Annotated in this window: 16 protein-coding genes; 5 read left to right on the top strand and 11 right to left on the bottom strand. The window is 63.4% G+C overall.

Going from position 1 to position 13,574, the window contains the following annotated elements; genetic code table 11:
- Window positions 1-3: 3 nt before the first annotated feature.
- Window positions 4-543 (bottom strand): FKBP-type peptidyl-prolyl cis-trans isomerase, encoded by a 540-nt coding sequence (locus AC3WOS_RS10320; protein WP_492715842.1) that lies wholly within the window; start codon window positions 541-543, stop codon window positions 4-6.
- Between the two features lie 124 nt (window positions 544-667).
- Between AC3WOS_RS10320 and AC3WOS_RS10315 the strand changes: the two genes are divergently transcribed.
- From AC3WOS_RS10315 to AC3WOS_RS10305, 3 genes are all read left to right on the top strand, one after another.
- A complete protein-coding gene (locus AC3WOS_RS10315) occupies window positions 668-1,789 on the top strand; it encodes a JmjC domain-containing protein (protein ID WP_492715841.1) in 1,122 nt (373 codons plus the stop codon).
- A 27-nt stretch (window positions 1,790-1,816) separates the two neighbouring features.
- Window positions 1,817-2,305 (top strand): DUF7931 domain-containing protein, encoded by a 489-nt coding sequence (locus tag AC3WOS_RS10310; RefSeq protein ID WP_492715840.1) that lies wholly within the window; start codon window positions 1,817-1,819, stop codon window positions 2,303-2,305.
- Window positions 2,306-2,601: 296 nt separating this feature from the next.
- Window positions 2,602-2,850 carry a hypothetical protein gene (locus tag AC3WOS_RS10305; RefSeq protein WP_492715839.1) on the top strand — a complete coding sequence of 83 codons (249 nt, stop codon included), beginning with the start codon at window positions 2,602-2,604 and terminating at the stop codon, window positions 2,848-2,850.
- A gap of 259 nt (window positions 2,851-3,109) precedes the next feature.
- On the opposite strand, the gene bamC is transcribed toward AC3WOS_RS10305, so the two are convergent.
- From bamC to AC3WOS_RS10260, 9 genes are all read right to left on the bottom strand, one after another.
- Entirely contained in the window at window positions 3,110-4,267 is a 1,158-nt protein-coding gene (gene bamC / locus AC3WOS_RS10300; RefSeq protein ID WP_492715838.1) for an NlpB/DapX family lipoprotein, read from the bottom strand.
- Window positions 4,268-4,342: 75 nt separating this feature from the next.
- The gene (dapA, locus tag AC3WOS_RS10295) at window positions 4,343-5,221 is read right to left on the bottom strand and encodes a 4-hydroxy-tetrahydrodipicolinate synthase (protein ID WP_492715837.1); all 879 of its coding nucleotides are present in this window, start codon (window positions 5,219-5,221) and stop codon (window positions 4,343-4,345) included.
- A gap of 85 nt (window positions 5,222-5,306) precedes the next feature.
- Window positions 5,307-5,855, bottom strand: a complete 549-nt coding sequence (locus AC3WOS_RS10290; RefSeq protein ID WP_492715836.1) for a class I SAM-dependent methyltransferase — start codon at window positions 5,853-5,855, stop codon at window positions 5,307-5,309.
- Window positions 5,855-7,054, bottom strand: a complete 1,200-nt coding sequence (locus AC3WOS_RS10285; RefSeq protein ID WP_492715835.1) for a tryptophan--tRNA ligase — start codon at window positions 7,052-7,054, stop codon at window positions 5,855-5,857. The genes AC3WOS_RS10290 and AC3WOS_RS10285 overlap by 1 nt, the downstream gene beginning before the upstream one ends.
- A gap of 6 nt (window positions 7,055-7,060) precedes the next feature.
- Window positions 7,061-7,717, bottom strand: a complete 657-nt coding sequence (locus AC3WOS_RS10280; protein ID WP_492715834.1) for a site-2 protease family protein — start codon at window positions 7,715-7,717, stop codon at window positions 7,061-7,063.
- A 95-nt stretch (window positions 7,718-7,812) separates the two neighbouring features.
- Window positions 7,813-8,436: an L-threonylcarbamoyladenylate synthase gene (locus tag AC3WOS_RS10275; RefSeq protein ID WP_492715833.1), complete on the bottom strand. Its 624-nt coding sequence runs from the start codon at window positions 8,434-8,436 to the stop codon at window positions 7,813-7,815.
- A 43-nt stretch (window positions 8,437-8,479) separates the two neighbouring features.
- Entirely contained in the window at window positions 8,480-9,361 is an 882-nt protein-coding gene (gene htpX, locus AC3WOS_RS10270) for a protease HtpX (protein ID WP_492715832.1), read from the bottom strand.
- Window positions 9,362-9,440: 79 nt separating this feature from the next.
- Window positions 9,441-10,274: a 3',5'-nucleoside bisphosphate phosphatase gene (locus AC3WOS_RS10265; protein WP_492715831.1), complete on the bottom strand. Its 834-nt coding sequence runs from the start codon at window positions 10,272-10,274 to the stop codon at window positions 9,441-9,443.
- Between the two features lie 98 nt (window positions 10,275-10,372).
- Window positions 10,373-11,251, bottom strand: coding sequence for an alpha/beta fold hydrolase (locus AC3WOS_RS10260; RefSeq protein ID WP_492715830.1), 879 nt, complete (start codon window positions 11,249-11,251; stop codon window positions 10,373-10,375).
- A 190-nt stretch (window positions 11,252-11,441) separates the two neighbouring features.
- Here AC3WOS_RS10260 and AC3WOS_RS10255 point away from each other — a divergent pair, with 190 nt between their 5' ends.
- Together AC3WOS_RS10255 and hslO are read left to right on the top strand one after the other, a co-directional pair.
- Window positions 11,442-11,966 (top strand): gamma carbonic anhydrase family protein, encoded by a 525-nt coding sequence (locus AC3WOS_RS10255; protein WP_492715829.1) that lies wholly within the window; start codon window positions 11,442-11,444, stop codon window positions 11,964-11,966.
- A gap of 5 nt (window positions 11,967-11,971) precedes the next feature.
- Window positions 11,972-12,934, top strand: a complete 963-nt coding sequence (gene hslO / locus AC3WOS_RS10250) for an Hsp33 family molecular chaperone HslO (RefSeq protein WP_492715827.1) — start codon at window positions 11,972-11,974, stop codon at window positions 12,932-12,934.
- 165 nt (window positions 12,935-13,099) lie between these two features.
- Here hslO and AC3WOS_RS10245 read toward each other — a convergent pair whose 3' ends face one another.
- Entirely contained in the window at window positions 13,100-13,423 is a 324-nt protein-coding gene (locus AC3WOS_RS10245; protein WP_492715826.1) for a hypothetical protein, read from the bottom strand.
- Window positions 13,424-13,574: the final 151 nt, after the last annotated feature.

Below are 13,574 nucleotides of genomic sequence, written 5' to 3'. Positions count from 1 at the left end.
GACTTAGTGGATGGGGTGAATGGCGACGTGATCGCCGTCTTCGCCTTCGTCACCGTCGTCGCCGTGGTGATGGCCATGGGCGCCATGCACGTGTTCATGGGCGATTTCCTCGTCGGTGGCAGCACGCACGCCGGCCACGTTCAGCGAGAAGCGCAGCGCCATGCCGGCCAGCGGGTGGTTACCGTCCAGTACGACCTTGTCGTCGGCGATGTCGGTCACGGTGAAGATCATGGCTTCCTCGTCGTCACCGTCAGGCATGCCTTCGAACTGCATGCCCACTTCCAGCGGCTCGGGCAGGCGGTTGCGCTCTTCGACCTTGACCAGCGCCGGATCGTAGTCGCCGAACGCATCTTCCGGCTCGATCTGGATGATGGACGAGTAGCCCACTTCCTTGCCGTCGAGCTCTTCCTCGATCTTGGGCAAGGTGTTCTCGTAGCCACCGTGCAGGTAGACCATGGGCTCGCGGCCGTCTTCGATCAGATTGTCCTGGGCATCGGACAGCTTGTAATTCACAGTCACGACCGTGTTCTTGGCAATCTTCATTGTTGTATCCTTTCTTTAATGAGCAGGCAAATTATACAGCCTGCCGCCATTTATCCCCCGCCAGGCCCGGAAAAAGCCGCGCCGCGAGGCTGCCGGGCCGCAGGCGCGATTGTTATAATGGGGCATGAAAAAATTACCTCTCCTCGGCAATATCACGCCCGCCCAGTTCCTGAGCGAATACTGGCACAAAAAACCCCTGCTGATCCGCCAGGCCATCCCCGGCTTCAAGCCGCTGGTCAGCCTCGATGCGCTGCAAACCATGGCCACCCAGGACCACGTGGAATCGCGCCTGGTGACGGCCACCGGCGGCCACTGGAACATGCAGCACGGCCCGCTGGAACACCTGCCCCCGCGCAGCCAGAAGGAATGGACGCTGCTGGTCCAGGGCGTCAACCTGCACGACGCCAAGGCCGACGAGCTGCTGCGCCAGTTCCGCTTCATCCCCGATGCCCGCCTGGACGACCTGATGATCAGCTTCGCCACGGACGGCGGCGGTGTCGGTCCCCATTTCGACTCGTACGACGTGTTCCTGCTGCAAGCCCAGGGCCAGCGCTGCTGGCGCATCGGCCCGCAGAAGGACCTGAGCCTGGTGGAAGGCTTGCCGCTCAAGATACTGTCCAAGTTCAAGCCGAACGAGGAATTCGTGCTGGAGCCGGGCGACATGCTGTACCTGCCGCCCCACTACGCCCACGACGGCGTGGCCATCGGCGACTGCCAGACCTATTCCATCGGCTTCCGTTCGCCGTCCTACCAGGAGCTGGGCGAAGCGTTCCTGCAATTCATGGCCGATTCCATCGACCTGCCGGGCCGCTACGCCGATCCCGGGCTGGAAACGACGGCCAAGCCGGCGGAAATCCCCCGCCACATGCTGAGCACCATCGCCGACGAACTGAACAAGGTGCGCTTCACGGAAGACGACGTCACCATCTTCCTGGGCGAGCACCTGTCCGAGCCGAAGCACAATGTGTTCTTCAAGGGCCCGGCCAAGCCGCTAACGGTGGGCAAGTTCGCTGAAACGGCCGCCAAAAAGGGCCTGGTGCTGTCGCGCAAGACGCAGATGCTGTACCGTGGCAAGCATGTGTTCATCAACGGCGAATCGTTCGCCATCGGCCGCGCCGACAAGGTCACGCTGGAAGCGCTGGCCAACCAGCGCGCGCTGGACGGCGCCGCCATCGCCGGCGCCTCGGACGATGTGATGGACGCACTCTATACGTGGTATCAGGACGGCTGGATCGAACTGGCCTGAACGGCCCGGGGCTAAGGAGGAGGTTACGTGGACAAGCAAGTGGACAAGCAAGTGCAAGCGTTTTCCAGCCGCCGGGAATTCGAGCAGCTGCTGCAGCTGTGCCTGTCCCGGGCCCACCTGCGGCTGCAACTGTTCGATCCCGATTTCGCCCTGTGGCAGCTGGGCAGCAGCGCGACGGACGCCATCCTGCGCCCGTTTCTTGCCGGCGGCGGGCAGCTGCAACTGGTCGCCCACAGCAACGCCCACCTGGAACGCAACGCGCCGCGCTTCCTGCGCCTGCTGCAAGATTACGGCCACGCCATCGAGTGCCGGCTCACCCACCAGAACCTGCGCCAGCTGACGGACTCGTTCTGCATCGGCGACGGGCGCGACCTGGTGCGCCGTTTCCATGCCGATCACTTGCGCGGCGAAGCCGTTTTCGACTCGCCAGCGGACACGCAAGTCTGCACGGAACGATTTATTGCCATCTGGAAGGAATCCTCACCCGGTTTACATGTAAGTACGGCTGGATTATGAGCCAGATCAAGGTAAAATGCGAAGTGCGCGCTTGAACGCCGGTATTTTGGTGAAATTCCGTTCCACGGGGTTTGAAACGAAATGTTGCGATATCGCAAAATAGTTATAAAAACGACTGTTAGCGCTATTGCGACGCACCAAAAATCGCTATAATATTCGGTTAGGAAGTTTCCGTTGTCTGGCAGGCACCCTATGGTACGAAAAGCCTTCGAAGACGACCTAATGAGCGATAATTACCGGTAATTATTCATCGCAACAATGTTGTTTTTAATTTTGAATTAATTAAGGAAAACCCCATGAAAAAATCCCTGCTGATCGTCTCCCTGCTGGCTGTTGCTCTGGCTGCTTGCTCGAAAAAAGAAGAAGCTCCTGCTGCTCCAGCTCCAGTAGCCGCTCCTGAAGCCGCTGCTCCTGCTGCTGCTCCAGCCGCTCCTGCTGCTGACGCTGCTGCTCCTGCCGCTTCGGCTGCTGCTCCTGCAGCTTCGGACGCTGCTGCTGCTCCTGCCGCTTCGGCTGCTTCGGCTGCTTCCGCTGCTTCGAAGTAATCAGCTTGCGTAAAGAAACCGGTCTACGGGCCGGTTTTTTTACGCCTGAACTTCAAGAAACCGGCCCTGCGCCGGTTTTTTTTTCGTCCCTACAAAAGTCATTGCCGTACATCACCCATCATAGTTCAGCCAGTTTCATAATCAAGACCAGTTCCGCCACAAGGCGTAAAAAAAACCGGCCAGCGGCCGGTTTCGGATGACGCCACCGCGCGGGCGCGCCGGGCGTGCAGTCGCGGTGCATGCCGCGACGATAGTTCCCTTACTTCAGTTGCTCGTGCAGCAGGGTCAGGATCTTTTCGGCCACCGGACCCGTTTCCGGCTTGCCGGTATTGTTGAGCACCGTGACCAGGCTGTCGCTGCCCGCGCCGGCCTTGACGGCGATGCGGTAGCGCTGCGCTTCCTTGTCCGACTCGGACTCGCCCCAGCTGAACAGCTTGCTGAAGAAGCCCTTGGTTTCGCCCGCTTCCTGGTTCACATAGCGCACGAAGTAAGTGCCCTGGGTGCGGTCGCGGTCTTCCACCGTGAAGCCGGCCCGGTCCAGCGCCAGGCCCACACGGCGCCAGGCGCGGTCGAAACCTTCGTCCACGGACACGGCGCGCTCGGCGCCGGCGCCCACCAGCGTGGCGTGCTGCGGCTGGACGATGGCGGACGCGACAGCCGTCTTGGCCTGCGCATCTTCCGTGCTGCCCAGCTTGGTCATCAAGCGCGCCAGGAATTGCGCTTCCAGGCCAGGATCGTTGGGACGGGCGGTCCACATCGTCGATTCCTTCTGGGCGCCCGTCACCACTTCCTGGGCGCCGCGGTGGCTGATGTAGATCTCGGTGCTGCCGTCGGCGTTACGCTCGAGACGGGTGCGGAACTTGTCGCGCTCGCCGCTCGAATACAGCGAATCGAACACCTTGCCCACCGTGTTGCGGATGAAGTCCTGCGGAATCTTGGCCCGGTTCTCGTTCCATTCCGTTTCCATGATGCCGGCCGTGGGCATGTCCAGCGCCAGCGTGAAGCCGGCATCTTCCCAGAACTGCTTCAATTGCGGCCACAGCTGTTCCGGCGCCTGCTTGACGACCAGCCAGCGCTGGTTGCCGGCCCGTTCCACGCGGATGTCGTTCATCGCGGCCGGCGCCACGGCCGTGCCGGCCTGCACCGACGCCACCGGGCCGCTGCCCTTTTGCGCGTTGTAGCCGGAAGCGGTGGCGATGCCGTTGCTCGAATCGGGCAGCGAGTAGCGGTTATCTTTCTGCAATTGCGTCAGATCCGGCGGCACGTCGAGCGTGCTGGCCTTTTTGGCGGACTTGTAATCCACCTTGTCATTGCCGACAACGGAACCGATCATGCCGCAACCGGTCAAACTGGCCATCAAGGCGCCCACGATCAGGGCGCGCTGCGAGGAAATAGATGCTGTCTTGCGAATAGTCATGTCGTTACTGGATAAGAAGCTGGATGACAGCTGGAATCAGAATGGGGTACGGACCGGGCGAACCAGGCAGCCTGCTTACGGCAGGATGCCCGCTTCGCGCAGCGCCGCGCGCACGGCGTTGTGGTACTCGCCAGCCAGCGGCACCAGCGGCAGGCGTATGCCGGCCGGCATCATGCCCATTTCGGCCAGCGCCCATTTGACGGGTACCGGGTTCGGTTCGATGAACAGCTTCTGGTGCAGCGGGAACACCTTGTTGTTGAGCTCCACGGCCTTGGCGATGTCGCCTTCCATGGCGGCCTTGCACATCTCGTGCATGGCGCGCGGGGCCACGTTGGCCGTCACGGAAATATTGCCCTTGCCGCCAGCCAGCATCAAAGCCATGGCCGAAGGATCGTCGCCCGAATAGACGGCGAACGACTTCGGTGCCAGGCGCAGCAGGTCCAGGCCGCGGCCGATGTTGCCGGTCGCATCCTTGACGCCCACGATGTTGGGGATGGCCGTCAGGCGCAGGATGGTTTCGTTGCTCATGTCGGCAACGGTACGGCCCGGCACGTTGTACAGGATGATGGGCAAGTCCACCGCTTCGGCGATGGCCTTGAAGTGCTGGTACATGCCTTCCTGGGTAGGACGGTTGTAGTAAGGCACCACCAGCAGGGCGGCGTCGGCGCCAGCCTCTTTGGCAAAGCGGGTCAGCTCGATCGCTTCGGCGGTCGAGTTGCCGCCGGTGCCGGCGATGATGGGGATGCGGCCCTTGGTGTGCTCGACCGCGGCCTTGATCAGCGCGCAGTGCTCTTCCACGGTGACGGTGGCCGATTCGCCGGTGGTGCCGACGATCACGATGCCGTCCGTGCCTTCCGCGATATGCCAGTCGATCAGCTTGTTCAAACCCGGGAAGTCCAGACTGCCGTCTGCATGCATCGGGGTGACGATTGCTACTATGCTGCCCTTAATCATAGGAAACCAATTGCATAAAGTATTAAAACAACGATTGTAGACGATAGCCCGCGCCAGTGGTGCATCGCCACCTACAAATCACTGTTCAAAATGGCGGCAACAGGGCCGCCACACGGGGGAAGTCCTGCTTGACGGCGCAGATACGTTGCACCATCGCAGGTTTTGGCGCTTCTACGACGCCATCCTCGAACGCGACGACGCGCAACTCGTGGTTGAGCGCCCAGGTCAGCAGTTCGCCCGCCTGCAACAGAAAGGCGGGATTGGATGGCTTGCCGAACTGGGCGTTCCCGTCGGCGAAGGTTTCGTAAATCAGCACACCGTCCGGCGCCAGGCTGTCCAGCATGGCAGCGAGCAGGGGGCGGTGCAAATAATTGGTGACGACGATGCCGGCAAAGCGCCGGGGGCCGAACGGCCACGCGGCGCCCTCGCCTTCCAGGTCGATTTCCGAGGTGACGATGCCGGGGCCGGCCGCGGCGGCCAGCGCCGCCGGGTCGCGGTCCACGGCCACCACGGCATGGTCGAGCGCGGCCAGGTGGCGCGCATGGCGGCCGCTGCCGCAGGCCAGGTCCAGCACTTCGCCGCCCGGAATCAGGGGCGCGAAGCGGCGCACCCAGGGAGAGATGAGATCGTCCATCAGTAGGCCAGGCCCATCGCTTCACGCACGTCGCGCATGGTTTCCTGGGCCAGCTTGCGGGCCACGTCGTTGCCGTCGGCCACGATGGCGCGCACCAGCGACGGGTCGTCCAGGTACTGCTGGGCGCGCTCGTGCATCGGTTCCTGTTCCTTGACGATGGCGTCGATCACCGGTTGCTTGCATTCGATGCAACCGATGCCGGCCGACTTGCAGCCCTTGACCACCCATTCCTTGGTGGCCGTGTCGGAATAGACTTCGTGGAATTGCCAGACCGGGCACTTGGCCGGGTCGCCCACGTCCGTGCGGCGCACGCGGGCCGGGTCGGTGGGCATGGTGCGCACTTTCTTGGTGACGACTTCCTTGTCCTCGCGCAGGGCGATGGCGTTGCCGTAGCTCTTGGACATCTTGCGGCCATCCAGGCCCGGCAGGCGCGAAGCGCTCGTCAGGCGGGCCTGGGGCTCCACCAGGATCAGCTTGCGGCTGCCTTCCAGGTAGCCGAACAGGCGCTCGCGGTCTATCATGGACAGGCTCTGGGCGTCGTCCAGCATGGCCTTGGCCTGCTCGAGTGCATCGTCCTTGCCGTCCTGCTGGTATTCCGTGCGCAATTCGTTGTACAGCTTGGCGCGCTTGCTGCCCAGCTTCTTCACCGCTTCCTGCGCCTTTTCCTCGAAACCCTTCTCTTTGCCGTACAAGTGGTTAAAACGGCGGGCAATTTCGCGCATCATCTCGATGTGGGGCACCTGGTCCTCGCCCACCGGCACCTGGCTGGCGCGGTAGATCAGCACGTCGGCCGCCTGCAGCAGCGGATAGCCGAGGAAGCCGTAGGTGGCCAGGTCCTTGTTGGCCAGGTTCTCGATCTGGTCCTTGTAGGTGGGCACGCGCTCGAGCCAGCCCAGCGGCGTGGCCATGGACAGCAGCAGGTGCAGCTCGGCATGCTCGGGCACCTTGGACTGGATGAACAGGGTGGACTGCGAGGGGTCGATGCCGGCCGCCAGCCAGTCCACCAGCATGTCCCAGGTGCTGCGCTCGATGATGGAGGGATCGTCGTAATGGGTGGTCAGGGCATGCCAGTCGGCCACGAAGAACAGGCAAGGCAGTTCGGACTGCATCTTGATCCAGTTCTTCAGTGCACCATGGTAATGGCCAAGGTGCATGGCGCCGGTGGGGCGCATGCCGGAAACTACGCGATCGGGATACATAATAGGTCAGCTTAAAAGTAAGGTAAGCGGCGTGAGCAGCATGCGGAGCACGAATTCCGTCAGCATGGCCAGCGGCACGACGAAGAAATTGAGAATTTTGAAGTATATCAAGGCCAGCACGATGTAAAAACCATAGGGCTCAATGCGGGCGAACTTGTAGGCCATCGCATGGGGCAGCGCGCTGGTGAGGATGCGGCCGCCGTCCAGCGGCGGTATGGGCACCAGGTTGAAGGCGAACATCAGGATGTTGGTCAGGATGCCGGCCTGGGCCATGCGGATGAAGAACGGTTCCGTCACCCCGGCGGCCGCTTCGACCAGGGCCAGCAGCATCCAGCCCAGCGCCATCACGAAGTTGGCGGCCGGGCCGGCCAGGGCCACCCAGGCCATCTGCTTTTTCGGGTTGCGCAGGGCGGAAAAGTCCACCGGCACCGGCTTGGCGTAGCCGAACACGAATTTACCTTCCGTGGCCAGGTACAGCATGATGGGAATGATGATGGTGCCCAGCAGGTCGATATGCTTGATGGGGTTCATGCTCATGCGCCCGGCCAGGAAGGCCGTGTTGTCGCCGAAATAGCGGGCCGCGTAGGCGTGGGCCGCTTCGTGCAGGGTAATGGCGAACAGCACCGGGAGGGCGTAGACCAGGATGGTTTGGTAATCGTTCATGGGGGCGATTTTATCAGAGCGGCGAAGTGGCCATTGGAGCGGCCGCCGCTTAAAGCTGGGTTAAGCCCGCCGCGGCGGGTGGAATGGGGGCGCACTTACAGGCCGAACGCGCTGGCGTCGCCCCGGCCCTGGCGCACCAGTTCGGGTTCGGTGCCGCTCAGATCGATCACGGTGGTGGGCTCCAGGCTGCAGGCGCCGCCGTCCACGATCAGCTCGATCTGCTTTTCCAGCCGTTCGCGGATGTGGTCGGCGTCCGTCAGCGTATCGTCGTCGCCGGGCAGGATCAGCGTGGTGCCCAGCAGCGGCTGCTGCAGTTCCTCCAGCAGCGCCTGCACGATGGCGTTTTCCGGCACCCGCAGGCCGATGGTCTTGCGCGACGGGTGGCTCAGGCGGCGCGGCACGCACTTGGTCGCCTCCAGGATGAAGGTGAACGGCCCCGGCGTGGCCGCCTTGAGCAGGCGGAACTGGCGGTTGTCGACCCGGGCATAGACCCCGATCTCGCTCAGGTCGCGGCACAGCAGGGTCAGGTGGTGCTTCTCGTCGATGTCGCGGATACGGCGCAACCGTTCCACGGCCGACTTGTCGTCCAGATGGCACACCAGCGCGTAGCAGGAATCCGTGGGCAGCGCGACGATGCCGCCGCCGTGGATGATCTGGACGGCCTGCTTGATCAGGCGCTGCTGGGGATTGTCGGGGTGGATCTGGAAGAATTGACTCATAAGCCCATGGCTGGGGCGGCCAGGCGCCCCGCTGTTAGATTGCTCACAATTGTACGCTACGCAAGGCCGCGATCCGCTGCTCGAACGGCGGGTGGGTGGAAAACAGGGCGCCCCAGCCGCCGCCGGCCGTGATGCCGGACGCCGACAGCGACTGCGGCAAGGCGCCCGGCTCCAGGCCGCCCAGGCGGGCCAGCGCATGTTGCATGGGCAGGCTGGAACCGAGCAGGCGGGCCGAACCGGCGTCGGCACGGAATTCGCGCTGGCGCGAGAACCAGGCCACGATCAGCGAGGCGGCCAGGCCGAACACGATTTCGCAGGCGAACACGGTGACCGTGTAGCCAATGCCGGGGCCGCGCCGCTCGCCATCGCCCTTGAGCAGCACGCGGTCGACGAAATAGCCCACCACCCGCGCCAGGAATACGACGAAGGTGTTGACCACGCCCTGGATCAGGGTCATGGTCACCATGTCGCCATTGGCCACGTGGGCCAGTTCGTGGCCCAGCACGGCTTCCACCTCGTCCCGGTTCATGCTCTCGAGCAGGCCGGTGGAAACGGCCACCAGGGCCGAGTTCTTGAACGCGCCCGTGGCGAAGGCGTTCGGCTCGCCCTGGTAGATGGCCACTTCCGGCATGGCCACCCCGGCCCGCTCGGCCAGCGCCTTGACGGTGTTAACCAGCCATAGCTCGGTGGAATTGGATGGCGTGTCGATCACGCGCGCGCCCGTGCTCCACTTGGCCATGGGCTTGCTGATCAAGAGGGAAATGATGGCGCCCGTAAAGCCCACCACCAGCGAGAACGCCAGCAGGTTGCCCAGGTCCAGTCCGCCGTTCACGCCGGGACGGCCGATGCCCAGCACGGACAGCACGATGGACAGCACCAACATCACTGCGAGGTTGGTGGCGATAAACAGGAAGATGCGTTTCATGAAGGTTTCCCAAAGGCCAATGCCGAAATCATAAGATAAGGGCAACGGCCGGGAATTACAAGCAAGGAGCGTTGCGCAGTCAGAACCAGTCGTGCCAGACCGGTGTCACATTGGCCGGCAGCGCTGGCAGCAGCGCGAAATCGACCCGCGCCTCGCCCGGCGCATGGAAGTCCGTGCCGCGCGAGGCCAGGAAGCCGTACTGGTTGGCCAGCTGGGCATAGACGGCATACTGGTCCGGCGTGTGGCTGCCCGTCACCACTTCGATGGCCGTGCCGCCCAGCTGCTTGAATTCATCGAACAACGCGTCCTGGGCCAGCTGGTTGAACTTGTAGCGGCCCGGGTGGGCGATCACGGCGATGCCGCCGGCGCCCCGTATCCAGCCCACGGCGTCCGCCAGGCTGGCCCAGCTGTGCGGCACATAGCCCGGCTTGCCTTCGGTCAGGTATTTCTTGAACACGTCGGGCACGTTGGCGCAGGCGCCGATTTCGATCAGGTAGCGGGCGAAATGGGTGCGCGACATCAGGTCCGGGTTGCCCACGTACTTGAGCGCCCCTTCGTAGGCGTCCGGAATGCCGACAGCGGCCAGCTGGGCCGCCATTTCGCGCCCGCGGGCATCGCGCCCGGAACGGGTGCGGGCCAGGCCGGCCAGCAGGGCGGGATTGGTTTCGTCCAGTTGCAGGCCGACGATGTGCACCGTCTCCTTGGCCCAGGTAATGGAAATCTCGACCCCCGACACGAACTGCATGCCCAGCTCCCGGGCCGCGGCACGGGCAGCGGCCACCCCGCCCACCTCGTCATGGTCGGTCAGGGCCCACACATCCACCCCCGCCTTACGCGCATGCTGCGCCACGACGGGCGGCGCGAGCACGCCGTCGGAAACATTGGAATGGCAGTGTAGATCGACTTTTAACATACGCAAATCAGGCCTTGCTTCAGCAGTACGGAAAGGTTCATTGTACGCTGCTTGCCTGCAAGCCGTTAGAGCTGGCTTAAGTCTTGCCAGCTTGTGCGTCAGCCCAGGAATTCCTCGATCATGCGGGCCAGTAACTCGGGCTGATCGTGGTGCAGCATATGGCCCGCATCGTCCATCATCTTGCACTGTACGTCGGCCAGATGGCCCAGCCGGCGGTCGATCTCGAGGCGCGCTTCCGGCTTGGGGCCCATCCAGTCCCACATATTGGTGTGGACCGCCTCCACCCACAGCACGGGCGCCGTGATGGCCTTCCAGCACGCCATGACTTCCTCCACGTGGTACAGCAGCGGCCCCATGCGTTTGTGGGCCGGGTCGCCCAGGATTTCCCATTGCCCCGCTGCATTCTGGGCCGACCAGTGCCGGGCCAGGAAGGCGGCGCGGGCGTCCGTCAGGCGCGGGTTGGTCTTTTGCAGGCGGGCCGCCACCGCCTCCAGCGAGGGGTAGCCGCGCATGGTGGGCGGATCTTGCAGCTCATCCATCCACTTGGCGTAGCGGCGCGGGGCCTGTTCGGGCCGGTTGGCACGCAGGCCGAAGCCTTCCAGATTGATCAGGCGGCGGATGCGTTCCGGCCGCGCCCCCGCATACAGCCCCACCACGTTGCCGCCCATGCTGTGGCCGAGCAGGTTGATCGCTTCATCGGGCGCGTAATGGCGCAGGATGGCGTCCAGGTCGGCCAGGTAGTCGGGGAACCAGTAGGTATCGGTGCCGGCGCGTTCGGACAGGCCGAAACCGCGCCAGTCCGGTGCGATCACGTGCCAGTCGCCCTGCAGCGCGTCGACCACGAACTGGAACGAGGCCGACACATCCATCCAGCCATGCACCATGACGATCTTGGGCGCGCCCACCCGGCCCCAGTGGCGCACGTGATAGCGCAGGCCGCGCACGGTGAGGAATTCGGAACGCGATGCTGTATGCATGATGGTCTGCCTTGAAATGGGTGCGCTTGGCGCAATATAGGCGGCTTGCCGGCCAGAAAGCAAAATAATAGCACGACCGTTCGATTAATGTGCGACTGACCTGCGGCGGCCGTTTTTGGCGGGCAATGGCAGGCAATGGCGGCCAGGGCGTAAAATAGCGCCATCCCGTTGCTCACAACCAAGGTATCCCATGACTATCTACCAACTGGGCGAACACGCGCCTGACATCGCCGCATCCGCTTTCATTGCCGACACCGCCAACGTGATCGGCAAGGTCACCGTGCACGACCACGCTTCCGTCTGGTTCGGCGTGACGATACGGGGTGACAACGAGCGCATCACGATAGGTGAAAACAGCAATGTACAGGAATCGACCGTGATGCACACGGACATGGGCTATCCGCTGACGGTGGGCCGCAACGTCACCATCGGCCACCAGGCCATGCTGCACGGCTGCACCATCGGCGACGGCGCCCTGATCGGCATCCAGGCCGTGATCCTGAACGGCGCCGTGATCGGCAAGGGCTGCCTGGTGGGCGCCGGCGCCCTCGTCACGGAAGGCAAGCAATTCCCGGATTACTCGCTGATCATCGGCACGCCGGCCAAGGCCGTGCGCACGCTGACGGCGGAAGAAATCGAGCGTCTGCAAGGCAACGCGGACAACTATGTCCAGCGCGGCCAGATGTTCAAGACGCAACTTAACAAGATCGGATAAGGAATATGAGCACTACCCCGATGAACACTACCCCGGACACCCTGCAGAAATTCATCTTTGAAAACGCCGCCGTGCGCGGCGAGTTCATCGACGTTTCCGCCACCTGGCGCGAGGTGTTGTCGCGTCACCACTACCCGGCCGCCGTCAAGAAAGTGCTGGGCGAAATGGTGGCTGCCGCCGCCCTGCTGTCGGCCAACCTGAAGTTCAACGGCTCCATCATCATGCAGATCCATGGCGACGGTCCCGTGCGCCTGCTGGTGGTCGAGTGCGACGCCGAACTGCGCCTGCGGGCGACGGCCAAGGTGGCGCCGGACGCCGCCATCGCCGACGACGCCGGCCTGATGGCGCTGCTCAACGAGCACGGCAAGGGCCGCTTCATCATCACGCTGGACCCGGCCGACAAAGTGCCGGGCCAGCAGCCCTACCAGGGCATCGTGCCGCTGGACGGCGACGACGTCTCGACCGTGATCGAGAACTACATGCTGCGTTCCGAACAGCTCGACACCAAGCTGTGGCTGGCCGCCAGCGACGACGTGGCGCGCGGCCTGCTGCTGCAAAAGCTGCCCTACCATGGCGGCAAGGCGGAAGCGGTGCCCCTGTCGCAGGAAGACGCGCTGGAAACGTGGAACCGCGCCGTCATCCTCGGCTCCACCCTGAAACAGCAGGAATTGCTGGACACGGAAATCGACGTACTGATGCAGCGCCTGTTCTGGGAAGAGACGATACGCGTGTTCGACCCCGTGCACCCCTCGTTCCACTGCACCTGCACGCGCGAAAAAGTGGGCAACATGCTCAAGATGCTGGGCCGCGCGGAAGTCGACAGCGTGCTCGCCGAGCTGGGCCACGTAGGTGTGAACTGCGACTTCTGCGGCCAGCACTACGACTACGACAAAGTCGATTGCGCCCAGCTGTTCACCAGCGACGTGCCGGTCGAAGTACTGATCCCCGTGGGCGACGCCAAGCACTAAGGCACCGGCCCCGAAAATTGGGGGGCCAAAAATGGGGACGTACCCCATTTTCTGCATCAAAAATGGGGACGTACCCCATTTTCTGCATTTTCTCTTGTGTCGGCTCGCAGGCCCGGAAATGGGGTACGTCCCCATTTTTTTGTGGGGGCTACTTGCGGGCCTGTTTTACCAGTGCACGCATTTGATGGGCGCGATGTCGACCGCGCCTAGCGTCTTGCCTGAGCCGCTGCGCCTCAGGTCTACTCGCTCGATGCAGCTGCCGGGAAATACCCGCTGCTGGCTGCGCGTGCAGACGATGGCTGGCGCTTCCGTCTTGCTGTCGCAATAGAATCCCTCGGCCGCCATGCGCACCAGCGCCTGCTCCATCGGCATGCCGGGCGCCACCGTGCTGGCCACGAAGCTGGAAAAACGGTTCTGGTCGACGGTGTAGCAACCCGCCAGCGCAACCGCCATTGCCACCGCCGCTGCCGTCATTCCCAGTCTGCCCATCGTTTCCCCGCCTCGCATGCATAGTAGTCAGGGCAGTGTACGAGCGCCCTGCCCGCTTGTCCAGCCGGGCGCACCGCCGATTGGAATGCCGCCTCCAGCGCCCGTCATCAAGGCGTCACACAGACTGCCTATCATCCGCCGCGTCGCAGTT

Source organism: Rugamonas sp. FW305-51 (assembly GCF_058786935.1).
The sequence above is the reverse complement of the archived record's forward strand: the minus strand, read 5'-3'. Positions and strand labels throughout refer to the sequence as shown.

Coding starts and splice junctions, on each gene's coding strand:
- AC3WOS_RS10320 (WP_492715842.1), bottom strand. CDS start 543: ATGAAGATTGCCAAGAACACGGTCGTGACTGTGAATTACAAGCTGTCC.
- AC3WOS_RS10315 (WP_492715841.1), top strand. CDS start 668: ATGAAAAAATTACCTCTCCTCGGCAATATCACGCCCGCCCAGTTCCTG.
- AC3WOS_RS10305 (WP_492715839.1), top strand. CDS start 2,602: ATGAAAAAATCCCTGCTGATCGTCTCCCTGCTGGCTGTTGCTCTGGCT.
- bamC (WP_492715838.1), bottom strand. CDS start 4,267: ATGACTATTCGCAAGACAGCATCTATTTCCTCGCAGCGCGCCCTGATC.
- dapA (WP_492715837.1), bottom strand. CDS start 5,221: ATGATTAAGGGCAGCATAGTAGCAATCGTCACCCCGATGCATGCAGAC.
- AC3WOS_RS10290 (WP_492715836.1), bottom strand. CDS start 5,855: ATGGACGATCTCATCTCTCCCTGGGTGCGCCGCTTCGCGCCCCTGATT.
- AC3WOS_RS10285 (WP_492715835.1), bottom strand. CDS start 7,054: ATGTATCCCGATCGCGTAGTTTCCGGCATGCGCCCCACCGGCGCCATG.
- AC3WOS_RS10280 (WP_492715834.1), bottom strand. CDS start 7,717: ATGAACGATTACCAAACCATCCTGGTCTACGCCCTCCCGGTGCTGTTC.
- AC3WOS_RS10275 (WP_492715833.1), bottom strand. CDS start 8,436: ATGAGTCAATTCTTCCAGATCCACCCCGACAATCCCCAGCAGCGCCTG.
- htpX (WP_492715832.1), bottom strand. CDS start 9,361: ATGAAACGCATCTTCCTGTTTATCGCCACCAACCTCGCAGTGATGTTG.
- AC3WOS_RS10265 (WP_492715831.1), bottom strand. CDS start 10,274: ATGTTAAAAGTCGATCTACACTGCCATTCCAATGTTTCCGACGGCGTG.
- AC3WOS_RS10260 (WP_492715830.1), bottom strand. CDS start 11,251: ATGCATACAGCATCGCGTTCCGAATTCCTCACCGTGCGCGGCCTGCGC.
- AC3WOS_RS10255 (WP_492715829.1), top strand. CDS start 11,442: ATGACTATCTACCAACTGGGCGAACACGCGCCTGACATCGCCGCATCC.
- hslO (WP_492715827.1), top strand. CDS start 11,972: ATGAGCACTACCCCGATGAACACTACCCCGGACACCCTGCAGAAATTC.
- AC3WOS_RS10245 (WP_492715826.1), bottom strand. CDS start 13,423: ATGGGCAGACTGGGAATGACGGCAGCGGCGGTGGCAATGGCGGTTGCG.